18 protein-coding genes are annotated in these 21,307 nt (G+C 74.7%); 2 read left to right on the plus strand and 16 right to left on the minus strand.

Annotation, left to right across the window (positions count from 1 at the left end; genetic code table 11):
- Position 1: 1 nt before the first annotated feature.
- From ACIBK9_RS15350 to ACIBK9_RS15395, 10 genes are all read right to left on the minus strand, one after another.
- Complete coding sequence (locus tag ACIBK9_RS15350; protein WP_397158546.1) at positions 2 to 1,609, minus strand: PucR family transcriptional regulator; 1,608 nt, start codon at positions 1,607 to 1,609, stop codon at positions 2 to 4.
- Positions 1,606 to 3,156, minus strand: a complete 1,551-nt coding sequence (locus tag ACIBK9_RS15355) for an amidohydrolase family protein (protein WP_397158548.1) — start codon at positions 3,154 to 3,156, stop codon at positions 1,606 to 1,608. The genes ACIBK9_RS15350 and ACIBK9_RS15355 overlap by 4 nt, the downstream gene beginning before the upstream one ends.
- 41 nt (positions 3,157 to 3,197) lie before the next feature.
- On the minus strand, positions 3,198 to 4,910 hold the full coding sequence (locus ACIBK9_RS15360; RefSeq protein ID WP_397158550.1) for an oligopeptide/dipeptide ABC transporter ATP-binding protein: 1,713 nt from the start codon (positions 4,908 to 4,910) through the stop codon (positions 3,198 to 3,200).
- Positions 4,903 to 5,760: an ABC transporter permease gene (locus tag ACIBK9_RS15365; protein ID WP_352355187.1), complete on the minus strand. Its 858-nt coding sequence runs from the start codon at positions 5,758 to 5,760 to the stop codon at positions 4,903 to 4,905. Before ACIBK9_RS15365 ends, ACIBK9_RS15360 begins: the two co-directional genes overlap by 8 nt.
- Positions 5,757 to 6,704 carry an ABC transporter permease gene (locus tag ACIBK9_RS15370; RefSeq protein WP_352325726.1) on the minus strand — a complete coding sequence of 316 codons (948 nt, stop codon included), beginning with the start codon at positions 6,702 to 6,704 and terminating at the stop codon, positions 5,757 to 5,759. Before ACIBK9_RS15370 ends, ACIBK9_RS15365 begins: the two co-directional genes overlap by 4 nt.
- The gene (locus tag ACIBK9_RS15375) at positions 6,704 to 8,263 is read right to left on the minus strand and encodes an ABC transporter substrate-binding protein (RefSeq protein WP_397158553.1); all 1,560 of its coding nucleotides are present in this window, start codon (positions 8,261 to 8,263) and stop codon (positions 6,704 to 6,706) included. The genes ACIBK9_RS15370 and ACIBK9_RS15375 overlap by 1 nt, the downstream gene beginning before the upstream one ends.
- Positions 8,264 to 8,384: 121 nt before the next feature.
- The gene (locus ACIBK9_RS15380; protein WP_397158555.1) at positions 8,385 to 9,950 is read right to left on the minus strand and encodes a serine hydrolase domain-containing protein; all 1,566 of its coding nucleotides are present in this window, start codon (positions 9,948 to 9,950) and stop codon (positions 8,385 to 8,387) included.
- Positions 9,951 to 10,009: 59 nt separating this feature from the next.
- Complete coding sequence (locus tag ACIBK9_RS15385; protein WP_387674189.1) at positions 10,010 to 10,864, minus strand: M55 family metallopeptidase; 855 nt, start codon at positions 10,862 to 10,864, stop codon at positions 10,010 to 10,012.
- A gap of 2 nt (positions 10,865 to 10,866) precedes the next feature.
- The gene (locus tag ACIBK9_RS15390; protein ID WP_397158558.1) at positions 10,867 to 12,300 is read right to left on the minus strand and encodes an MFS transporter; all 1,434 of its coding nucleotides are present in this window, start codon (positions 12,298 to 12,300) and stop codon (positions 10,867 to 10,869) included.
- A gap of 63 nt (positions 12,301 to 12,363) precedes the next feature.
- Positions 12,364 to 12,975, minus strand: coding sequence for a TetR/AcrR family transcriptional regulator (locus tag ACIBK9_RS15395; RefSeq protein WP_397158560.1), 612 nt, complete (start codon positions 12,973 to 12,975; stop codon positions 12,364 to 12,366).
- Positions 12,976 to 13,043: 68 nt separating this feature from the next.
- On the opposite strand from ACIBK9_RS15395, the gene ACIBK9_RS15400 reads away from it, so the two are divergent.
- Complete coding sequence (locus ACIBK9_RS15400; RefSeq protein WP_397158562.1) at positions 13,044 to 14,375, plus strand: M14 family zinc carboxypeptidase; 1,332 nt, start codon at positions 13,044 to 13,046, stop codon at positions 14,373 to 14,375.
- Here the strand turns inward: ACIBK9_RS15400 and ACIBK9_RS15405 are convergent.
- Genes ACIBK9_RS15405 through ACIBK9_RS15420 form a run of 4 tightly spaced genes read right to left on the minus strand, consistent with a single transcriptional unit; the run spans position 14,341 to position 18,501 of the window.
- On the minus strand, positions 14,341 to 15,027 hold the full coding sequence (locus ACIBK9_RS15405) for an alpha/beta hydrolase family protein (RefSeq protein WP_397158564.1): 687 nt from the start codon (positions 15,025 to 15,027) through the stop codon (positions 14,341 to 14,343). The two genes, ACIBK9_RS15400 and ACIBK9_RS15405, sit on opposite strands and share 35 nt — an antisense overlap.
- Before the next feature lie 2 nt (positions 15,028 to 15,029).
- A complete protein-coding gene (locus ACIBK9_RS15410) occupies positions 15,030 to 16,364 on the minus strand; it encodes an FAD-dependent oxidoreductase (RefSeq protein WP_387674203.1) in 1,335 nt (444 codons plus the stop codon).
- A complete protein-coding gene (gene kynU / locus ACIBK9_RS15415) occupies positions 16,361 to 17,626 on the minus strand; it encodes a kynureninase (protein ID WP_397158566.1) in 1,266 nt (421 codons plus the stop codon). The genes ACIBK9_RS15410 and kynU overlap by 4 nt, the downstream gene beginning before the upstream one ends.
- A gap of 14 nt (positions 17,627 to 17,640) precedes the next feature.
- Positions 17,641 to 18,501: a tryptophan 2,3-dioxygenase gene (locus ACIBK9_RS15420; protein WP_397158568.1), complete on the minus strand. Its 861-nt coding sequence runs from the start codon at positions 18,499 to 18,501 to the stop codon at positions 17,641 to 17,643.
- A gap of 166 nt (positions 18,502 to 18,667) precedes the next feature.
- Here ACIBK9_RS15420 and ACIBK9_RS15425 point away from each other — a divergent pair, with 166 nt between their 5' ends.
- Positions 18,668 to 19,117 carry an Lrp/AsnC family transcriptional regulator gene (locus tag ACIBK9_RS15425; RefSeq protein WP_397158570.1) on the plus strand — a complete coding sequence of 150 codons (450 nt, stop codon included), beginning with the start codon at positions 18,668 to 18,670 and terminating at the stop codon, positions 19,115 to 19,117.
- Here ACIBK9_RS15425 and ACIBK9_RS15430 read toward each other — a convergent pair.
- Together ACIBK9_RS15430 and ACIBK9_RS15435 are read right to left on the minus strand one after the other, a co-directional pair.
- A complete protein-coding gene (locus ACIBK9_RS15430) occupies positions 19,095 to 20,333 on the minus strand; it encodes a carboxylesterase family protein (RefSeq protein ID WP_397158572.1) in 1,239 nt (412 codons plus the stop codon). The two genes, ACIBK9_RS15425 and ACIBK9_RS15430, sit on opposite strands and share 23 nt — an antisense overlap.
- Positions 20,330 to 21,307 (minus strand): amidohydrolase family protein, encoded by a 978-nt coding sequence (locus ACIBK9_RS15435; protein WP_397158989.1) that lies wholly within the window; start codon positions 21,305 to 21,307, stop codon positions 20,330 to 20,332. The genes ACIBK9_RS15430 and ACIBK9_RS15435 overlap by 4 nt, the downstream gene beginning before the upstream one ends.

Genomic DNA, 21,307 nt, shown 5'->3' on the forward strand with positions numbered 1-21,307 from the left:
TTCAGCCGCCGCCGTTTGTGCCGGACGCCGGGCTCTGACCGTCGCCCGCGCCGGACGCCCCGATCTCGGCCAGCCGCAGCTGAAGGCCCAGCACGAGCCGGACGTCGGGCTCGTCGAGCGCGATCAGCTCGCCGATGCGGCGCAGCCGGTACCTGAGCGTGTTGGGGTGCAGCGACAACGCCTCGGCCGCCCTGGGCACGTCGTAGTGGGCGGCCAGCCAGGCCCGCAGGCTGCGCACGTAGTCGGTGCCGTGCCCGGCGTCGTGCTCGGCCACCAGGGACAGCGGCTCGCCCGTCAGCGCCGGGCCGGACCGCATCGAGGCGGCCGCGTCCAGCAGGAACAGCGCGGCGGCCAGCTCCTCGTGCAGGCCCACCTCGCCGCCCGCGAACGGGCCGCCCATCGCGCGCAGGGCCTCCTCGGCCTGCCGGGCGGCGGCCGGGACCTGCGCGAGCGAGGCCGTGACCCGTCCGACGCCCGCCCGCCAGTGCCCGCCGAGCCGGTCGGTGATCCGGCCGAGGGTCTCGGCGGTGACGCGGCGCAGCAACGCGGTCCCGGCGCCGGCCGCCACGATCGCGTACGTCCGGCCGTCCACGGCGCCGACGGCGGCCCTGATCCGGTAGACGGCGTAGGCGGTGCGCAGCAGGTCGGCGGCGTGCGTGGCGGCGAAGACGTCGGTCCGCCCGGCCGGGTCCCCGGCGGCCACCACCCTGACCGGCTCGTCCGGGCGCAGGCCCAAGGAGGCGGCCAGCTCCCCGGCGGGGCCGGCGCCGCGCAGCAGCCGGCCCACCCACTCGTCCCTGGTCCGGCGGGCCTCGTCGGCGGCCAGGCTGAGGCGGGCCAGGTGCGGGGCGGCGGTCCTGGCAGCCTCGGCGAGCACCGCGTCGGCGTCGGGCGCGAGCGGCTCGTCGGCCTGGATGGCCCAGATCGTGCCGAGCGCCTCGCCCCTGGCGCGGACCGCGATGGCCAGCCGGGGCAGGTACTCGCGCGGCTCGTGGCTCCACACGGCCCCCTCGCAGCGCAGGACGGCGGCGTACTCCTCGGCGTTCGTCGGGTGCTCGGGCACGCGCCGGCCGAGGATGCCCTCCCTGCGCAGGTCGTCGATCGGCTGGCCGATCGTGGAGTAGGCCAGGACGCGCATGGCCAGGTCCTCGATGGCCACCGCGCCCCCGACGCGGGCGGCGACCTGGTTGGCCAGCGCGAACAGGTCGCCCGCCTGGCCGCCGCCCAGGTCCGCGGCCGGGGCGACGAGCGCGAGCAGGGCGTCCACCAGGGCGTAGAGCTGGCCCCAGGCCAGGCCGGGGGCGGCGGCCAGCAGCGCCACGCCCGCGCCGCGGGCCGCCTCGGTCAGCGCGGCGGCGTCGCCGATCCCGGCCCGGACGACGACCGCGCTCACGCCCGCCCCGGCCGCGCTCTCCAGCAGGGACGGCTCCGGCCTGCCGGTGGCCAGCAGCAGCGCCCCGGCGTAGGCGGCCAGCGGCTCGTCGGAGCCGTGGATGACCGGCGCGCCCACCATCGCCTGGCGGCCGGCCGGCAGGCACAGCGCGCTCACCGTCTCCGCGCCGAGGCTGTCGAGCAGCACGCCGAGCGTCACCCGGCCCTGGCCGCTCACGCCCGGCCCCCGCGCAGGAGACGTCCGTGCCGGCCGCCGGTGAACTCGCCGTCGTCGATCACCATGCGGCCGCCCAGGAGCACGTGGGTGACGCCGGCCGGGCGGGTGGCGGGCTGGTCGTAGGTGCCGTCGTGGCGGATGGCGGCGGGATCGAACACGCACACGTCGGCCACCGCTCCCCTGCCCAGCCAGCCCCGGTCGGCCAGGCCGAACTGGGCCGCGGTGGTCGAGCCGACCTTTCTGATCGCCTCGGCCATCGGCACGACCCCGCGCTCGCGCACGTACTCGCCGAGGAAGGTGGGGAAGGTGCCGTACGTGCGCGGGTGGGTCGGTCCGTCGGGGGGCCCGCCGTCGGAGCCGATCGACACCAGGGGGTGCCGCATGATCCGGGTGACGTCGTCGTCGTGCATGGTGTGGAAGACGCCGTCGGCGTGCGGGTCGGCCATGAGCAGGTCGCACAGCGCGTCCCAGGGCTCGCGGCCGTCCAGCAGGTCGGCCAGCGATCGGCCGGTGACGGCGGCGGAGGAGTGCCGCAGCAGCCGCACGTCCTCGGGGTGCGTCTCCCGCCACAGGCCGACGCCGGTCGTGCGCTCGGGATCCTCGGCCAGCGCGCGCAGCGCCCGCCGTTCCGCCGGGTCGGCCAGCCTCCTGAGCAGCTCCGGCTCGCCGCCTTCGCACGCGGCGGGCGGCAGCAGCGCGACCAGCCCGGTGCAGAACGCCCGGTACGGGTACACGTCGGCCCGCACGTCCACGCCCCGGACCCGGGCGGCCGTCAGCTTGTCCAGCAGCATGGCCGACGAGCCGTGCACGGCCCGGCCCGACGCCTTGCAGTGGGAGACCTGGAGCCGCACCCCGGCCGCCGCAGCGACCTCGACGGCCTCGTCCAGCGCGCCGGCCAGCCCCTCGCTCTCGCTGCGCAGGTGGGTGGCGTAGACGAGGTTCCAGCGCCGGGCCGCGCGGGCCAGCGCGATCAGCTCGCCGGTGCCGGCGTAGGCGCCCGGCACGTACTCCAGGCCGCTGGACAGCCCGCACGCGCCCGCGGCGAACGCCTCCTCGGCCAGCTCGGTCATCCGGTCGAGCGCGCCGGGCGGCGGCGCGGCGTCCATGCCGCAGACGGCCGTGCGCAGCGTGTTGTGGCCGACGAGCGCGGCCAGGTTGTTGGTCGTGCCCTCCCGCTCCACGGCGTCGAGGTAGCCGCCGAAGGTGGTGAAGGCGTGCTCGCCGAAGATCCCGGGGGTGAAACGGGCCGACTCGGGGTCGGCCGGCCCGCAGGAGAAGCCGCAGTTCCCGATGATCTCGGTGGTGACGCCCTGCCACAGCTTGAACGGCTGCGCACCGGCCATGAACGGCACGGTGTCGGAATGGCTGTGCGGGTCGATGAAGCCGGGCGCGACGACCATGCCGTCCACGTCCACCACGCGGGCGGCCCGGCCGAGGTCGCGGCCGGTCGCGATGACGCGTCCGCCGCCGATGGCCACGTCCGCGGTGCGGCCTGGCGAGCCGAACCCGTCGTGCAGGGTGCCGCCGCGCAGGATGAGGTCGTGCATGCAGGTATTACCTTTCCCGGGTACGAGATTCGTCGGTCATGTCAGGGGACGGCCGCCACCAGGCGCCTGGTGTAGTCGTGGGCCGGGGCGTCCAGGACGGCCGAGGTCGTCCCCTCCTCCACGACCGCGCCCTTCAGCAGCACCACGGTCCTGGCGGCGACCTGGCGGACGACCGCCAGGTCGTGGGTGATGAACAACATCCCGGTGCCCAGCTCCCGGCCGATGCCGCGCAGCAGTTCGAGCACGTGCGCCTGGACCGACACGTCCAGGGAGGCGACCGGTTCGTCGCAGATCAGCAGCGCGGGCCGGACGGCCAGGGCCCGGGCGATGGCGACGCGCTGGCGTTCGCCGCCGGACAGCGCCTTGGGGCGGCGGGCGGCGTACGCGGCGGGCAGGCCGGCCAGCTCCAGCAGCTCGCCCACGCCGATCCGGTCGGCGGGCGCGGCCCTGGCGATCGCCTCGGCCAGCGTCGCGCCGACGGTCATGGCGGGGTTGAGCGAGGTGGAGGGGTCCTGGAAGACGCACTGGACGAGCCGGTGCACGCGGGCGCGCTCGCGCGGGTCCAGGGCGGCGCGGTCGGTGACGTCGAGGCCGGCGAGCCGGATCCGGCCGCCGTCGGGGGTGATCAGGCCGAGCACCGACCGGGCCAGCGTGGTCTTCCCCGAGCCCGACTCGCCCACCAGGCCGACGGTCTCGCCGGGGTTCACGTGCAGGCTGACGCCGCCGAGCGCGGTGTGGGCGCCGTACCGTTTGCGCAGGTCCTCGATGTGCAGCAGCGGCTCGCCGGCGGCCGGGGCGGCGGGCAGCGCGGCCTCGCGCAGCGCCGGGCGGGCGGCTCCGGCGGTGTCGTGCACGCAGGCGGTCAGCCGGTCGGGGCCGATCGGGCGCAGCGGCGGCCTGGCCGCGGTGCAGGCGTCGGCGGCCAGGTCGCAGCGGGTGGCGAACGCGCAGACGTCGGCCACCGCGTCCGCCCGCGGCACGGCGCCCGGGATGCCCACCAGGCGCTCCAGCGTGCGTTCCGCCGAGGGCAGCGCGGCCAGCAGCCCCGCGGTGTACGGGTGCGCGGGCTCCGCGGCCAGCTCCGGGCCCGGCCCCTGCTCGACGACGCGCCCGGCGTACATCACCGCGACCCGGTCGCAGACGGCGAACGCCACGCGCAGGTCGTGGGTGATGAGCAGCACGCCCATGCCGCGCGCCTCCTGGACGCGGCGCAGCAGCGCCAGGATCTCGTGCTGGGTGGTGGCGTCCAGCGCGGTGGTGGGCTCGTCGGCGATGAGCAGCTCGGGGTCGCCGGCCAGCGCGGCGGCCAGGGCGACGCGCTGCCGCATGCCGCCCGAGAGCTGGAACGGGTAACGCCCGGCCACGGCGGGGTCGTCGATGCCGACCTCGGCCAGCCTGCGCGCGATCTCCTGCCGGGACGTGCGGCCGGGCAGGGTCTCGGCGATGTGCGCGCCGGCCGTGCGCAGCGGGTTGAGCATGGCGAAGGGGTCCTGCATGAGCAGCGAGATCCGTCGTCCGCGCACGCCGCGCAGCAGCCGCTCGGACGCGCCGACGAGCTGCACGCCGCCGACCTCGACCGACCCCTCGGCGCGCAGACCGCGCGGGAGCAGGCCGACGAGGGCGCGGGCGGTCAGGGACTTGCCGCTGCCGGACTCGCCGACCAGCCCGACGGTCTCGCCCGCGGCGACCGTCAGGTCCACGCCGTCCACGAGCACCCGGTCGCCGACGACCCGCAGGTCGCGTGTCTCAAGCATCGGAGAGCCTCTCGAAGAGCTGGTCGCCCAGCAGGGTGGCGGCGGTGGCGGCGACGGTGACCAGCGCGGCGGGCACCACCGCGGCCCACGGGTTGAGGTCGAGCAGGCCGCGGTTCTCCTCGATCATCAGCCCCCAGTCGGGCGTGCCGGCTGGCAGCCCGATGCCCAGGAAGGACAGGCCGGACAGCGCGACCAGCGCGGCGACGAAGCTGAGCAGCGCGCCGGCCACGACCGTGGGCGCGATGTTGGGCAGCAGGTGCCTGAACATGATGCGGCCGCGGCTGAGCCCGAGTGTACGTGCCGCCTCGGCGTAGGCCAGCTCGCGCTGGGCCATGGTGAGGCTGCGCACCACCCGGATGTCGCCGGGCGTGAACAGCACCGCCATCGCCAGCACCGCCCACCCGATGCCGCCGCCCAGCACGCCCACCAGGACGATCAGCATGAGCAGCCCCGGCATCGCGATGAGCAGGTCGACCACCCGCATCATGACGGCGTCGATCCAGCCGCGGCGGTAGCCGGCCAGCAGCCCGAGCGAGGTGCTCATCGCGCACGTGCCCAGCGCGACGACGAGCGGCCACAGCAGCGCCGAGCGGGCTCCGGCCAGGCAGCGCGACAACACGTCCCGGCCCAGCTCGTCGGTGCCCGCCCAGTGGGCCCAGCTCGGCATCGTCGCGCCGAGCGCGAGGTCCTGCGCGGCCGGGTCGTAGGGCGCGATCCACGTTCCGAACAGGGCGGCGAACGCCATCAGGGCGAGGATCCCGCCCGACAGCAGCGTCAGCGGCCCCGGCCTGGCCCGGCGCAGCCGCCGCGCCCGTCCGCCGAGGCGCACGGTCCCCGTCACGACGCTCACGCGGCCACCGCCCCGTGACGCACCCGCGGGTCCACCGCGAGGTAGGCCAGGTCGATCAGCAGGTTGACGGCGACCACCACGGCGCCTCCCATCAGGACGAGCGCCTGGACGACGGGCAGGTCCTTCTGCCCGACGGCGCTGACGAGCAGCTCGCCGACGCCGTGCAGCCCGAAGGCCCGTTCGACGAACAGCGCGCCGGTGAGGTTGGCGGCCAGCAGCAGCCCGCCGACCGTGAGGACGGGCAGCGCGGTGTTGCGCAGCGCGTACCCGATCCAGTAGCGGGCGCGGCCGACCCCGCGCGCCCGGGCGAAGGTCATGAAGTCCTGCCCGGCCAGGTCGAGCGCGGCCGCCCGCATCTGCCTGATGACGACCGCCGCCTGCCCGGTGGCCAGCGCGATCGCGGGCAGCGTCAGGTGCGCGACCCGCTCGGCGAACGTCTCGCCCGCGCCGAAGACGGGGAACCAGCCGAGGGTGACGGCGAAGCCGTACAGCAGCAGGATGCTCATCGCGAACGGCGGGATCGCGAGGCCGACCAGCGCGGAGAGCGTGATGCCCCGGTCCAGCGGGCCGCCCCTGCGCATGGCGGCGGCCAGCCCGGCGGGCAGGCCGACGGCGAGGGTGAGGATGATCGCGTAGGCGGCCAGGCCGGCGGTGACGGGCAGCCGGTCGGCGATGACGCTGGTGACGGGTTCGCGGCTGTAGAGGGAGGCCCCGAAGTCGCCGCGCACGGCGTCACCGAGCCAGGTGGCGTAGCGGACGGGCAGCGGGTCGTCGAGGTGGTACTGCGCGCGGACGGCGGCGCGCGACTCCGCGGTGGAGGGCCGCGGCCCGAGCAGGACCTGCTCCGGATCCCCGGGGGCGAGCGCCAGCAGCGCGTAGGTGAGCACGGACAGCACGCCGAGCAGGAGCAGCGCGGCGGCCAGGCGGCGGGCGACGAAGGCCATCAGACACCGGCCGCCGGGCGGATGGTGCTGAAGACGTTCATGGTCCAGGTGCCGAACTGGCCGGTGAACCGCTTGCGCAGCGCGACGGCGGCCTCCTTGGTGTAGAGCGGCACGTACGGCACCTGGTCGGCGATCTCGGCCAGCACCTCGGTGACGGCGGCGGCACGGTCCGCTCCCTCGAGCTTGCCCAGGTCGTCGAGCCGGGCGTCCATCTCGGGCGAGCCGTAGCCGCTGAAGTTGAAGCCCTGGGGCCCGGCCGAGGCGCGGCTGACCAGGTCGGGCAGCACCTCACCCGGGTCGGGGGTGCCGTAGAGCAGGTCGACGAGCTGCAGCGGGGTGTCCTGGTGGCTGAACATGCGCTGCCGGTACTGCTCGGTGGGCAGCGGCTGGAGGTCGAGCTTGACGCCGATCACCGCCAGGTCGGCGGCGATGGCCTGCAGCGCCTTGACGTCGTCGCTGCCGCTGTCGTACGGCGCGGCCAGGGTGAAGCCCTGAGGGTGGGCCGACTTGGCCAGCTCGGCCTTGGCGGCGTTCACGTCGTGGGGGTAGGCGGGCAGCTTCGGCGGCGTGCCACCGTACAGGGCGGCGAGCTGCGGCTTGGGCAGCATCAGGTCGGCGATGCCGCCGTGGCCGCTGGTCATGAGCGTGGCCAGCGCCTCCCGGTCGAGGGCGTGGGCGATGGCGCGGCGCACGTGCACGTCCTTGAGCGGCCCCTCGCGCACGCCGAGTGACAGGTAGGCGATGTTGTTGGCCGGGTAGAAGGAGGTCGTGACGCCGGGCAGGGCGCTCCACTTGCGCGTCTCGCTGACCTGGATGTCGTTGGTGCCGTCCACCTCGCCGGAGGAGACGGCCAGGCGCAGCGTCTCGGGGTCGCCGATCGCCTTGATCTCGATCCTGCGCAGCTCCGGCTTGGGGCCCCAGTACAGGTCGTTGCGTTCCAGCGTCACCCCCGAGGTGAGCGAGAACTTCGTGACCTTGAAGGGGCCGGAGCCGAGCGTGCCGACCTCGGGCGAGCCGAGGTCCTTCGGGTGCGCGGCGGCCAGCTTCTTCGGCACGATCTGCCAGGCCAGCGCGGCGGTGGCCAGGAAGCTGGCGCTGGGCTTGCTCAGGGTGACCTTCACCGTGCGCGGGCCGGTGGCCTCGACCTTCTTGACCTGCGTGACGTAGCTGGCGGCCTGGGAGGTCACGGCGGGGTCGAGGTGGCGGGTCAGGGAGTAGGCGGCGTCCTCGGCGGTGACCGGCGTGCCGTCGCTGAACCTCGGGCCCTCGCGCAGGGTGAAGACGTACGTGCGCGGGTCGGGATGGGTCCAGGAGGCGGCGATGCTCGGGATGACCCGGCCGTCCGGGCCGAGGGTCACCATCGTGTCGAGGACGGCGAACTGCACGGTCGTGGAGGCGTCGTTGAAGCCGTGGGCGATGTCGAGGCTGTTGGGGGCCGTCCCCGTCGCCCAGCGGAGCGTGTCGGGGGCCGCGCCGGAGCTCGCGGCTCCGGCGCAGCCGGCCACCAGCACGAGCAGAGCGCCCGTGGCGAGCCTGGCGAGTGCGGTTGCGGATGTCATGGAACCACCTCGGGGAGTGAGCGGGGGGAATAGTCGGACGCTAGAAGCCCGGCCTCCCTCGTTCACTGACCCGGCAGCCAAACTCTGCGCGCCCCGGCTCGTGCTGCAGGCCAACACGGCCCTAGACCAGACCAGGGGGGATGCCGACGGGCGCGGTGCCCGCGGGCTGGGCGGCGAAGCGCAGGCCGAGCAGGCCGAAGCCGCTGAGCAGCAGGTCGCCATCCCCGTCGAGGCGCAGGGTGAACGGGCCCGCCCGCCACGTCCCGGCGGGTGCGGGGGCCACGGGGGCCTGGAAGGTGAGGCCGACGCGCAGCGTCCCCTCGTCGATGACGGCGAGCACGCCCGTCTCGTCGTTGAGCCAGGCGCCTCGCGGGGCGGGCTCCTCCCCCGGCGGGTCGCACGGCTCGTACGCGTGCGGCCATCGGATCGACCCGTCGTGGCCGAACAGCAGCCGCCCGTCCTCCGGCACGATCCAGATCCGGCCGGCCGGGACCTGGGCGTACCAGCGGCCGTCGTCGTCGAGGGCGAGTTCGAGGTCGAGGGCGCCGGTCAGGGCGATCTTGCCGCCGTCGTCGTCGCCGGCGGGTTCGAGCGTGAGCGTGGCGTCGGTCTCCGGGTCGTACCAGTGCCCGAGCAGGGCGGGCCGCGCGGCCTCGGCGTCGGCCCGGGGGGCGGGGGCCGGGCGGGGGGCCGGTTCCTGGCCGGTGAGGGCGCGGGCCAGGCGGAGGCTGAGGCCGACCGGGTCCAGGCCGCTGTGGTTGGTCAGGACGGCCACGCCGAGGCCGGGATCCGGCAGGTGGAGCAGGTTGCCGACGTAGCCGTGCATGCCGCCGGCGTGGCCGTAGGCGTCCAGCTCGCCGACGGTCAGGTGGCAGATGCCGCGGGCGTACCGCAGGACGGCGCCGTCGGCGAGCGTGGTGCGCTCCAGCAGCGCGCTGCGCACGTCGGCGCCCAGCACCCGGCCGTCGGCCAGGAAGCCGAACCAGGGGGCGAGGTCGGCGACGCCGGTCACCAGGCCGCCGTCGCCGACCGCGCTCTCCTGCGTGTCGGCCCGCGCGCCGGCGCCGTCGTAGCCGTAGGCCATCCGCGGCAGCGGGACGGAGGCGTCGTCGCGGAAGACGGTGTCGTCCATGCCGAGCGGCTCGAAGAGCCGTTCGCGGGCGAAGTCGGCCAGCGACCGGCCGGTGAGCCGCCGGATCACGACGGCGGCCAGGACGTAGCCGGTGTTGGAGTAGGAGAAACGGGTGCCGGGCTCGAACGTGGTCCGGCGCATGCCCGCCACGAGCTTCATCAGCCGTTCCTCGTCCATCAGGGTGAACGGGACGCCGGTGACGGCCTGCAGGCCGTACCACTCCGGCAGGCCGCCGGTGTGCCGCAGGCACTGGTCGAGCGTGACGGGCACCCCGAGCCGCAGCTCGGGGACGTGCTCGCGGACGTCGTCCGACAGGCTCAGCCTGCCGTCGCGGGCCAGCAGCAGCAGGCACGCGGCGGTGAACTGCTTGCTGATGGAGGCGATGTCGAAGCGGGTACGGGAGTCGATCGGGACGCCGAACTCGACGGTGGCCACGCCCCTCGCCGCGGTGTGCAGCACCTTGCCGTCGGCGTAGACCCCGACGGCCAGACCCGGCCCGCCGGAGCGGAGGCCGGGAAGGGCGTCGAGCGCGCGTTCTACCTGCTCAAAATCCATCGTTCAAGTATCTGGATGTCCGGGTTCGAAACGCTTGTCCGGAGCGGCAAACCTGGGGGCTACCTGGTTGGTCTGCCGTACAGGGCCATCCTGGCGATCATGGCGTCCGCCGCCAGGTGGTAGCAGGTCGTCACGCATCCGAGCACCTCCCTCGGGGTGGTGAAGGTGGCCGCGAGCGTCTTGTCGGCGATCCGGCGCACACCCGGCACCAGTTCGCCCAGCTCGGCGGCGGGCGTGGTGGGCATGTCGATCTCCAGCTCCAGCACGCCGGGCAGCTCGACCGGCCGCAGCTCCCCGGCCGAGCGCACGGTCTCCGCCGCCGCCTCCTTGATCAGCCGCCGCGCCTCGGACGGCGAGAGGCTGTCGGCCGCGGTGTGCCCGTGAGCGATCTTGACGGCGACCGTGCGCACCCCGGGGAACGCCTTGCCGGCGACGTCGCAGATGACGTCGTCGCCGGTGAGCAGCCCCACCGGCACGCCGACGGCGGCCGCCTGGAGGGCGTTGACCTCGGCCTCGGAGACGATGGCGCCGTTGAGCCGCACCTCGTAGAAGTGCGAGGAGTAGGTGTGGGCGAGCACGCCCGGCGAGCCGGCGGCGGCGTGGTAGCCGAGGAACATGGCCACGTCGTGCTCGGCCGAGACGCCCTCGGCCATGCAGTCGAGCTTGGGCGTGCCGAAGATCAGCCGGGCGCGCGGGTCGAGCTCCTCGTGCAGCAGGTTGTCCATGGTGCCGTGGCTGTCGTTGACCAGGACGCTGGCGGCCCCGGCCGCGAAGGCGCCCTCGATGGCGGCGTTGGCCTCGGCGGTCATCAGGCGCTGGGCCCGCGGGTAGCCGTGGCCGGCGCGGGAGACCTGGTCCATGGTGGCGATGCCCGCCACGCCTTCCATGTCGATGGAGATGTAGACGTTCGTCATCGTCACAGGCTTTCACCGGGGCGGACGGACGGCTTCGTCGCCAGGGCAGAAACCGCCTGCCCTGCTTGCGTCTTCCGCACAGTGGCCGGGATCACGAAGGCGGCGGCGACGGCCAGCAGGCCCAGCGCCGCCGACAGCAGGTACGTGTCGACGAAGCTCTGCTCGGTGGGCACCCCCGCGACGGCGCCGGAGGCCAGCACCATGGCGCCGAACTGGGCCCCGAACGTGCCGCCGATGCTCTTGGCGACGAAGACCACGCCGCTGACCCCGGCCGCGCGCTCGCCCGGCACGTCGGCGGCCACGGCGTTGAGCCCGGCGGTGAGGCCGATGGAGGCGCCCAGCCCGATGACCGTCACCGCGGCCATGACCTGCCAGGGCGCGGAGTGCCACAGGGCCAGCCCGCCGGTCCCGGCGCAGACGAGCACGCTGCCCAGCACCAGCACCGCCCGCCGCCCGAGCAGCCTGGTCATCGGCCCGACCAGCGGCGCGATCACGGTGCCCGCGACGCCCATGGGGAACATGTAGATGCCGATCCACAGGGTGTCGGCGCCCTGGCCGTACCCGGTGCCGGCGGGCGCGGCCAGCATCATCGGCAGGGCGACGACGAGGCCGAAGGAGGCGAAGCCGAGCAGCACCCCCATGGCGGTCACCCCGGCCGGGGTGCGTCCGGCCAGCAGCCGCAGGTCCACGAGCGGGTCGGCGACGCGCAGCTCGACGACCACCCACGGGCCCAGCGTCAGCACGGCGGCGGCGAACAGGGCGAGCGTGGCCGGGGACGTCCAACCCCAGCTGGAGACGGCGGTCAGGCCCAGCATGACCAGGGCCACGCCGCCGCCGAGCAGCAGCCCGCCCGCCCAGTCGACGCGACCGCCGGCCGCGCGCGGGGTGGACGGCACGGTGAACCAGGCCAGCAGGGCGGCCGCCGCCACGCCGGCCACGGCCAGCAGGAACAGCGACCGGTAGCCGAGGGCCGAGGTGATGGGCCCGGCCAGGATGAGGCCGAGTGCGCTGGCCAGCGCGGCGACGCCGACGACCAGGCCGTTGCCGGTGGCGGCGCGCTCGGGGGTGAGGGTGTCGCGGAACAGCCCCACGGTCAGGGGCAGCACGCCCAGCCAGATGCCCTCGATCGCCATGCCGGCGATCAGCAGGGTGATGTTCGGCGCCAGCGCGGAGAGCAGGACCCCGGCGCCGCTGAGCGCCATCAGCGCGAGCAGCACGCGCCGCTTGTCGTACATGTCGGCCAGGCGGCCGACGATGGGGGTGCTGATCGCCGAGCTGATCAGCGAGCCGGTGAAGATCCACGCGAGCGCGCCGGGCGAGGCCCCCAGGTCCTGCTGGACGAGCGGGAGCGCGGGCGAGAGCGTCATCTCCATGGTCTGGAGGACGCCGATGTACAACACCGGCGCGCCGATGACGCCGAAGCCGGATCTGGACATGGTTCTGCCTTTCGGGGTGGGGTGACGTGCGGCCGTGTGGTCCCCCCGAACCCCGGCCGTGATCTAGGCCGGTCCGAGCACCGTCGGCGTGATCAGCGCCAGGGCGGTCTCGACGAAGAACTGCTCGTCGGCCTCGTGGGCGCCGAGCACGACGTTCTGGCCGAGCCCGGACAGCAGGGCCCTCAGGGCGCGGGCCAGGCGCAGCGCCTGTTCCGCGGTGACGGCGGCCCCGCCGTGCTCGCGGCCGGTGAACAGCGCGGCGAGCTCGACCTCGGTCGACCTGATCGAGGTGTTGAGCCTGCGGCGCAGGTCGGGGTCGTTGAGCACGAGGTCGAGCACGCGCGTCTCGAACAACATCCGGCCGGCCGCCTGCGGGTCGGCCGACATGCGCAGGAAGCGGCGGGCGATCTCGGCCACGACCTCCGCCAGCCGCGGGCCGAACCTGCCGGTCTCGGGCGTGCGCAGGTCGAGCGGGCCGACGTAGTCGTCGACCATGGCGGCCATCAGCCCGTTCTTGCCGCCGAACAACGAGTAGACCGCCCCCGTGGTCAGACCGGCCAGCTCGGTGATGTCCTCCAGCTTGGCCTTCGAGCCGTCCCTGCCGACGATCTCGCGGGCGGCCTCGATCAGCGCGCGCTTGTTGGCGGCCTTACTTTCCGCTCTGGTCAGCCGCATGACATCTCCTGCATGCCGTAAAGATAATCTGATTTACTAGAATAATCCAGATTATCAGGAGGCCCGAAATGGACGTCGCCCCCCACATGAGCCGCGTGCCCGACTTCACCGCGTTCCCGACGGTGGACCAGATGCACGCCGAGCTCGACGACCTCGCCGCCGCCCATCCCGACCTGGTGCGCCTGCGCCGCATCGGCACCTCCCGCCTCGGCGAGCCGCTGCGCGTGGCCACCATCGGCGCGGGTCCCCATGACGCCGTGATCATCGGCGGCCCCCACCCCAACGAGCCCATCGGCGCGCTCACCGTCAGCACGCTGCTGCGGCAGCTCGTCGAGGACGCCGCGCTGCGGGAGGACTTCGGCTTCCGCTGGCACCTCGTCCCCTGCGTCGACCCCGACGGCGCCCGGCTCAACGAGGGCTGGTACGCCCGCCCGAGCGACCGCCGCGCCTACGCCGAGCACTTCTACCGCCCGGCCGAGGCCGACCAGGTCGAATGGACCTTCCCGCTGACCGGCGAGGACTACTTCTTCGACCGCACGCTGCCGGAGACCGAGGCGCTGATGCGGCTGATGGACGAGGTCCGGCCCGCCCTCGTCTACTCCCTGCACAACGGCGAGCTCCAGGGCGCCTTCTACTACCTCAACCGCGACGACCCCGCGCTCGCCGCCCGCCTGACCGCCATCGCCACGGCCGAGGGCCTGCCGCTGCACATGGGCCCGCCGGAGCTGCCGGGCGCCGTCCAGATCGCGCCGGCGGCCTACCTGACGCCGCGCGGCGCCGACATCGCCGCGACGTACGGCATCGGCGGCGGCAGCATCGACTACGCCGAGCGCTTCGGCGCCCTGCACCTGATCGCCGAGCTGCCCTACTGGGCCGACCCCCGCGTCGCCGACCAGACCCCGACCGGCCAGAAGTACCACGAGACGATCCGCGACTTCCTGGCCGGGCAGCGCGAGCTGATCGGGGAGCTGGCCGCCTCGCTCGCCCGCGCCAAGGGCGACCTGACCGTGTCCTCCCCCTTCCGCCGGGCGCTGGAGGACTTCGTCGGGGCCCACGACGAGTTCATCAGCGAGTGGGAGGACCTGCCCGGCACCGACCGCCCGGCCACGGTGGCCGAGGTGGTCGGCGGCCGGCAGCTCGTGCACTCCATGAGGCTGCGGTACTGCGGCACCTACCTGCGCATGCTGGACGCCGAGCTGGCCGCGGGCAACGCGACGCCCGCCGTCCGGGCCGAGCGCGCCCGGCTCGGCGCGCGCTTCGACGAGTGGTTCGAGCAGGCCGAGGCCGACGCGCAGGGCACGCCGATCCCGCTGCGCTCGCTGGTCGCGGTGCAGCTCGGCGCGGCGCTGCTCGCGGCGGACGCCGTCAGGCGGGCAGGAGGGCGGTCAGCTCACGCCTGACCAGCGGCCAGGTACGGCTCTCCGGGTCGATGAGCACGAAGTGGCCCGCCCCCGGGACGCGCACCAGCGACGTCCCCGGGTGGGCCGCCAGGTACGACTCCGAGACCTGGACGGGGACCCGCTCGTCCGCCGTGCCGTGCACGATCACCAGCGGGCCCGTCCGGTCCGGCAGGCGTACCGGGTCCAGGCCGGGATGGTCCTCCGGCGGCCCGCCGAGGAAGTCGGCCACCGCGCCGTCGTCGAGGTCCAGCCGCGCGGCCAGCCGCAGGTCGGCGACCGGTGCCAGGGCGAGGACGGCGGTCCCGTCCGGCGCGGCGCACATGGCGAGATGACCGCCGGCCGAGTGGCCGACGACCACCGAGGGACGCAGCAGGCCGACCGCGGCCCGCAGATCGGCGACCGCCGCCGCCGGATCTCCCGGCCTGCGGCGGTACTCGACGGCGGCCACGCCGCACCCCGCCCGGTGCAGCGCGTTGGCCATGGGCCGCAGGTGCGTCCGGTCGTACTCCGGGCGCCAGAACCCGCCGTGCACCAGCGCCACCACGGGTCCGTCGCCCGGCCACAGGTCGATCACCTGGTCGGCGTCGTCCCCGTACCGCAGGGTCCGGAGCGGGCCGGGCGCCGGGCGGGTCAGGACGGCACGGTTCTCCACCCTCACCTCCCGCCGGACCGGCGGGAGCCGAGCCGGGCGAGCCCGGCCGCGCCCGCCGCCAGCAGCGCGGCCCCGGCCCCGGCGGCCCCGGCCAGCAGCAGGTGCTGCCGCCGGACCCGCCGCCGGACCTGCGCGTACGGCACCGTGGAGAACGACACCAGCTCGTACCGCGACACGTAGCGGCCGGGCAGCGCGCGTTCGAGGCGGTGCTCCACGCTCTTGGTCAGCCGGTGCACCGGGGAGGCGACCTTGTCGCGCATCTCGACGAAGTTGGCCAGCGCCATCTCGGCGATCGCGTCGGTGTCGTCCCTGCGCCGCGACTCGAACAGCGGCAGCGCGCGGGACCAGTCGCCGCCGGTCTCCGTCAGGCACCGGTCGAGCACGGTCACGTCCTCGAAGCCGCAGTTGGCGCCCTGGCCGTAGAAGGGCACGATGGCGTGCGCGGCGTCGCCGATCAGGCCGACCCGGCCGTCCGTCTGCCAGGGCGCGCAGCGGACGGTGCCGAGCCGGCCGACCGGGTTCTCCATGTACTCCCCTACCAGACCGGGCGCGAGGGGGGGCACGTCCGGGTAGTGGGTGCGGAAGTGGCGTTCGATCGCGGCCGGGCCGCTCAGCGAGGCGAAGCTCGACGCGCCCTCGGTCGGCCAGAACATCGTGCAGGTGAAGGAGCGGTCGGGGTTGGGCAGCGCGATCATCATCGAGGTGCCGCGCGGCCAGATGTGCAGGGCGCCGGGGTCGAAGGCGAACTCGCCGGCCACGGGCGGGATCGTCAGCTCCTTGTAGCCGTGGCCGAGGAAGTCCAGGCTCTCCCGGATGCCCCGGTGGGCCACCAGCTCGGCCCGCACGGCCGAGCCGGCCCCGTCGGCGCCGAGCACCACGCCGGCCGCCGCGCGCACCGGGCCGGCCTCGGTGTCGAACTCCATCGCGCCGGTCGCCGGGTCCAGGCCGGTCAGCCGGTGCCCGAAGAAGATCTTCACCCCGGGCGCGGACTCCGCGGCGTCCAGCAGCGTGTTGTTGAGCGCGCCGCGGCTGATGGAGTTGATCGAGCGCACCCCGTCGTGGCTGTACGGCTGGAAGTTCAGCGGCCCGTCCACCGGGTGGATCATCCGGCCGCGCATGGGCAGCGCGCCGGCCATGACCTGCTCCTCCAGGCCGATCCGGCGCAGCGCGTCCAGCCCGCGTTCGGAGATGGCCAGGTTGATCGACCGGCCGCGCTCGGCGAGCCCGGCGCGCGGGTCGGGCCGCCGTTCGTAGACGGTCACGTCGAGGCCGCGCCGGGCCAGGTAGCAGGCGAGCAGGCAGCCGGTCAGGCCCGCGCCGACCACGGTGACGTTCATCGGTCCTCCTCGACGCACTCGGCCAGCGCGACGGCGGCGCGCCAGCAGTCGTGGTAGGTCGAGTACAGGGGCGTCGGCGCCAGGCGGACGACGTCCGGCTCGCGGGCGTCGGCGATCACCCCGTGCTCGTGGCGCAGCCGCCGGGTCAGCTCGGCCGCGCCGCCGCGCTCGACGCGCAGGGAGAGCTGGCAGCCCCGGCGGGCGGGGTCGCGCGGCGTGACCACCGTGAGCGGCCTGGTGGGGGTGACCCGGTCGAGCAGGCTCTCCAGGTACGCGGTGAGCCGTACGCTGCGGGCCCGCAGGGCGGTCATCCCGATCCGGTCGAAGACGCCGAGCGAGGTGCGCACCGGGCCCATCGCGTAGATCGGCGGGTTGGAGACCTGCCAGGCGTCGGCGCTGGCCGGCGGCCGGGAGACCGGCGCCATCTCGAACCGGGTCGCCTGCTCGGTGCTCCACCAGCCCTCCAGCCGCTGCAGCGCCGGGTCGCCCAGGTGCCGCTGGTGGACGAACACGCCGCCGAGGGCGCCGGGCCCGGAGTTGAGGTACTTGTAGGAGCACCAGGCGGCGAAGTCCGGCCCCCACGCGTGCAGCTCCAGCGGCACGTTCCCGGCGGCGTGCGCCAGGTCCCAGCCGACGGCCGCGCCGCTCGCCCGGCCGGCCGCGGTGATCGCCGGGATGTCCATGAGCTCGCCGGTCAGGTAGTTGACGCCGCCCAGCAGGACCAGCGCGACCGTGTCGCCCTCGCGGTCCAGGTAGTCCAGCACCTCCCGGCCGTCGCGCAGCCGGACCACCGTCTCGTCCGGGTCGAGGCCGTGCAGGCGGGCCTGGCTGCGCACGGCGTAGCTGTCGGAGGGGAACGCGGTGTCCTCGATGAGGATCCGGGTCCGCGTGCCGCGCGGCCGGTAGAACGAGACCATCAGCAGGTGCAGGTTGACCGTCAGCGAGTTCATCACCACGGTCTCCTCGGGCAGCGCGCCGACCAGCCGGGCGGCCGGGCCGGTGAGCCGCTCGTGGTAGGGCAGCCACGGGCGGGCCCCCTCCAGATGTCCCTCCACGCCGAGCCGGGCCCATGCCTCCAGGTCCTCGGCCAGCTCCGCCGCGGTCGCCCGGGGTTGGAGGCCCAGGGAGTTGCCGGCGAAGTAGGCGCACTCGGGGTGGCCGCCGCCGTCGGCGGGCGGGATGAGGAACAGCTCGCGGTGGCCCGGGTCGTCGCGGTCGCGGCGCAGGGCGTCCTGCTCGGCGGGCTTCCAGTCGTCGATCACGTGTCGTCCGTTCTTCACATGTGGGTCCGGGCGGACCACAGCTCGGGGAAGACCACCCGCGCCATGCTGCGTTCCAGCCAGGCCAGGCCGTTGGAGCCGCCGCTGCCGGGCTTGGCGCCCATCGACCGGCGGACCGCCGTCACGTGCTGGTAGCGCCAGTCGCCGAACTGCTCGGCCACGTCGGTCAGCGCCTCGCCGAGCAGCCGCGGCGCGTTGCCGGGGCCGGTGTCGCGGTACACCTCGACCCAGGCCCGCTCGACGGCCGGGTGCGGCTCGTGCTCGACGGCGAAGTCGCGCTCCAGCAGCTCGCGGGGGAGGTCGTGGCCGAGCCGGGCCAGCAGGGCGATGGCGTCGTCCCACAGGCTCGGCGACTCCAGGGTGGTGAGCAGGTCGCGGTGGGTGCGGTCCTGGCGTCTGAACGGGCGCAGCAGGGCCGGGTTCTTCAGCCCCAGCAGGAACTCCACGTGCCGGTACATCGCCGACTGCAGGCCGCTGGCCTCGCCGAGCTCGTCCCGGAAGCGGTTGAAGTCGGCGGGGGTCATCCAGCGCAGGCCTCGCCAGCTCGCGTTCAGGCCCTCCAGGTGCAGCACGGTACGGCGGAGCGGGTCCAGCGCGGCCCACACGTCGTCGGCCCGCAGCCGCTCCTGCGCGTTGCGCAGCTCGAAGGCGATGAGCTTGAAGTACAGCTCCATCACCTGAGTGATCATCAGGAACGACATCTCGCCCGCGTCGTCGCTCATCGGGTGCTGCAGGTCGTGCAGCACGTCGGTGCGGACGTAGGCGTCGTAGGGGGTGCGGGTCTGGAAGTCCAGGGTGGGAGCTCCGCCCGTGGCCCTGGCTCTTGCGGCGCGTTCCTCCGCCGTGGTCGGCCGCACTGCTGCTAACTGTCGCGTCGCGTCCACGCGCTTGCCCTTCTCTTAGCCTTGCTGTCCCCATGATGGCGTCGGGATGGTGGAGAAGGAATGCCATATGGAAGGCTATATCGCCATATAGGCTTATGTTTCGGTATAAATCGTGATTTGGGGCTTACGAACGGAAGGCATGATCGTGGACGAGACCGACTGGGAGCTGCTGCGCGAACTCCAGGACAACGCCCGGCTCTCCCTCAAGGAGTTGTCCCGCAGGGTCCACCTGTCCGCGCCCTCGGTGGCCGACCGCGTACGGAAGCTGGAGGAGTCGGGCGTGATCACCGGCTACCACGCGGCGGTGGACCCGGTGCGGGCCGGCTGGCCGGTCTCGGCCTTCATCCGCATGTCCTGCTACGGCACCCGCTGCGTGCTGCGCGACCCCGAGGTGGCCGGCTGGCCGGAGGTCCGCGAGATCCACCGGGTCACCGGCGACGTGTGCAGCATCCTGCGGATCGTGGCCGTCTCCATGGTCGCCTTCGAGGACCTGATCGACCGCCTGGCGGTCTACGGCCCGCCCTCCAGCACCATGATCCTGTCCACCCCGCTCCCCGGCCACCCCCTCACCACCCCCGACGGCCCGTGAGCCCGTCCGCCTCGCGGCCGGCCGTGGTGATCCACGGGCCTGTGCCGTCGTGGCAGAAGCGGGCGAAGGTGGTGCTCATCGCGTGGGCCAGGGCGTCCACCTGGGGGCCCGTGCCGGTCAGCGGGGTTCCGTGGGTGCCGAGGTAGAGGGGGACGTCCGCCAGATGGCAAGCGCCCAGGGCGACCCCGGCGTGGCTCATCGGCGAGCGGTGCCCGCAGACGTGGTGCCCGGCGGGGCCGTGATGGGCGTCGGCCAGCTCCTGGGCGGGCCCGGCGAAGAGCTCGCCGGTGTCCAGGCCGTCCTGGCCGATCGCGGTGAACAGGCGGGTCTCCTCGGCCGTCGTCGTCACCAGCAGCGGGACGCGCGCGGCGGCGCCCGTGCGGACGGCCTCCACCGGGTGGACGGCCAGCAGCTCGCCGTCCACGACGGGCGCGGCGGGCAGCAGCCCCGCGGCCGGGGCGCAGGCGCGTACGGCGGCCTCCTCGGCGGCCAGCAGCCCGGCGAGCGGCACGGCGTACGGGTCGCCGCCGAGCGCGGAACGCGCCACCGAGGTCCAGTCGGCGGCCTCGGCGGGCGTGCGGAACCCGTACGGGACGGGGCTCATCGCCGCCGCCCGCGCGAACAGGCCGGGCGCGCACGTCATCAGGGCCAGCACGCAGGTGCCGCCCGCCGAGTGCCCGGCCAGGGTGACGTTCGCCGGGTCGCCGCCGAAAGCCGCGACGTTGGCGCGCACCCACTCCAGGGCGGCGATCTGGTCGCGCAGCGCCAGGTTGGCCGGCACGCCGTCACCGTGCCAGAAGCCCGGCAGGCCGAGCCGGTAGTTCACGGTCACCACGACCAGGCCGTGGTCCCGGGCGAGCGCGGTGCCGTCGTACATCGCCTGGGAGCCGGAGCCGAAGACGAACGCGCCGCCGTGCAGGAACACCAGCACCGGGCGGCGCCCCTCGGCGGAGGGCGTCCAGACGTCGAGGAACAGGCAGTCCTCGGCCGACGTGGCCGGGTCGATCTCCAGGCCCGGCACCCAGGCCATGCGGCCGGGCCGCTGCGGGGCGGGCGGGCCGGGGGTGCGGGCGTCCGCGACGCCCCGCCAGGGGCGCGCGGGCTCCGGCGCGGCCAGGCGGCGGGCGGGCGCGGCGTAGCGCACGCCCTTGAACGTGCACACGCCGCCGGCCCGAACGCCGCGCAACGCCCCGAGCGGCGTCTCGGCGACCGTCATCCCCCGAGCCCCAGGAAGGCGGCGGCGTTGCCGCCCAGGACGGCCGCGCGGCCCTGCTCGTCCAGCTCGGCGCAGGCGCGCACGACCGCGCCCGGCTCCTGCTCCCCCAGCGGGAACGGGAAGTCGGTGCCGAGCATGACGCGCTCGGCCCCCATCACCTCGACCAGCAGCCGCAGGGCGCGCGGGTCGAACACCGCGGAGTCCACGTAGAAGCGGTCGGTGTAGGCCGACGGCGGCCTGGGCGAGTGCTCGCGGACGATGTCGCGCTGGTGCCAGGCGTTGTCGGCCCGGCCCAGCAGGTAGGCGAAGCTGCCGCCGCCGTGGCAGAAGCACAGCCGCAGCGAGCCCGGCAGCCGCTCGAACGCCCCGGACAACATCAGCGACAGGATGCCGAGGTGGGTCTCGGCCGCCATGCCGACCAGCCACGGCAGCATGTGGCCGCGCATGCGGTCGGCGCCGAGCATGTCCCAGGGGTGGACGAGCACCGGCATGTCCTGCTCGGCGCAGTGCGCGAGGAAGGCGACGATGTCGGGGTCGTCCAGGTTGCGCGGGCCGACGTGGTTGCCGATGTGCACGCCGCGGTGACCGGCGGCCTTGGCCTCGGTGACGGTCTTCGCGGCCAGCGCGGCGTCCTGCAAGGGCACCTGGCACAGCGGCAGCAGCCGGTCGGGGGCCTGCGCGCAGTGGTCGAGCACGCGGTCGTTGACCATGGCGCACCACTCGGCGGCGCGGGCCGGGTCGGCCGCGTAGCCGAACAGCAGCGGGGTCGAGGAGACCGCCTGCACGGCCACGCCGGTGCGGTCCATGGCGGCCACGCGGGCCCCGGCGTCCCACAGCTCCGGCGTGACCGGGCGGTAGTCGTCCTCGCCGCTCATCATCATGCCGTCGCGCAGCCACGGCTCGCCGGCCCCGGCGAGCGTCCTGGCCTCCTCGCGGGAGATCCGCGGGAAGACGTGCGCGTGCACGTCGATCAT

This window comes from Nonomuraea sp. NPDC050227 (assembly GCF_044459705.1).
GTDB lineage: Bacteria > Actinomycetota > Actinomycetes > Streptosporangiales > Streptosporangiaceae > Nonomuraea.

Excerpts from the sequence above, each read along its gene's own strand:
- ACIBK9_RS15355 (WP_397158548.1), bottom strand. The coding sequence starts at position 3,156 with ATGCACGACCTCATCCTGCGCGGCGGCACCCTGCACGACGGGTTCGGC.
- ACIBK9_RS15360 (WP_397158550.1), bottom strand. The coding sequence starts at position 4,910 with ATGCTTGAGACACGCGACCTGCGGGTCGTCGGCGACCGGGTGCTCGTG.
- ACIBK9_RS15370 (WP_352325726.1), bottom strand. The coding sequence starts at position 6,704 with ATGGCCTTCGTCGCCCGCCGCCTGGCCGCCGCGCTGCTCCTGCTCGGC.
- ACIBK9_RS15375 (WP_397158553.1), bottom strand. The coding sequence starts at position 8,263 with ATGACATCCGCAACCGCACTCGCCAGGCTCGCCACGGGCGCTCTGCTC.
- ACIBK9_RS15380 (WP_397158555.1), bottom strand. The coding sequence starts at position 9,950 with ATGGATTTTGAGCAGGTAGAACGCGCGCTCGACGCCCTTCCCGGCCTC.
- ACIBK9_RS15385 (WP_387674189.1), bottom strand. The coding sequence starts at position 10,864 with ATGACGAACGTCTACATCTCCATCGACATGGAAGGCGTGGCGGGCATC.
- ACIBK9_RS15390 (WP_397158558.1), bottom strand. The coding sequence starts at position 12,300 with ATGTCCAGATCCGGCTTCGGCGTCATCGGCGCGCCGGTGTTGTACATC.
- ACIBK9_RS15395 (WP_397158560.1), bottom strand. The coding sequence starts at position 12,975 with ATGCGGCTGACCAGAGCGGAAAGTAAGGCCGCCAACAAGCGCGCGCTG.
- ACIBK9_RS15400 (WP_397158562.1), top strand. The coding sequence starts at position 13,044 with ATGGACGTCGCCCCCCACATGAGCCGCGTGCCCGACTTCACCGCGTTC.
- ACIBK9_RS15410 (WP_387674203.1), bottom strand. The coding sequence starts at position 16,364 with ATGAACGTCACCGTGGTCGGCGCGGGCCTGACCGGCTGCCTGCTCGCC.
- ACIBK9_RS15425 (WP_397158570.1), top strand. The coding sequence starts at position 18,668 with ATGATCGTGGACGAGACCGACTGGGAGCTGCTGCGCGAACTCCAGGAC.
- ACIBK9_RS15430 (WP_397158572.1), bottom strand. The coding sequence starts at position 20,333 with ATGACGGTCGCCGAGACGCCGCTCGGGGCGTTGCGCGGCGTTCGGGCC.
- ACIBK9_RS15435 (WP_397158989.1), bottom strand. The coding sequence starts at position 21,307 with ATGATCGACGTGCACGCGCACGTCTTCCCGCGGATCTCCCGCGAGGAG.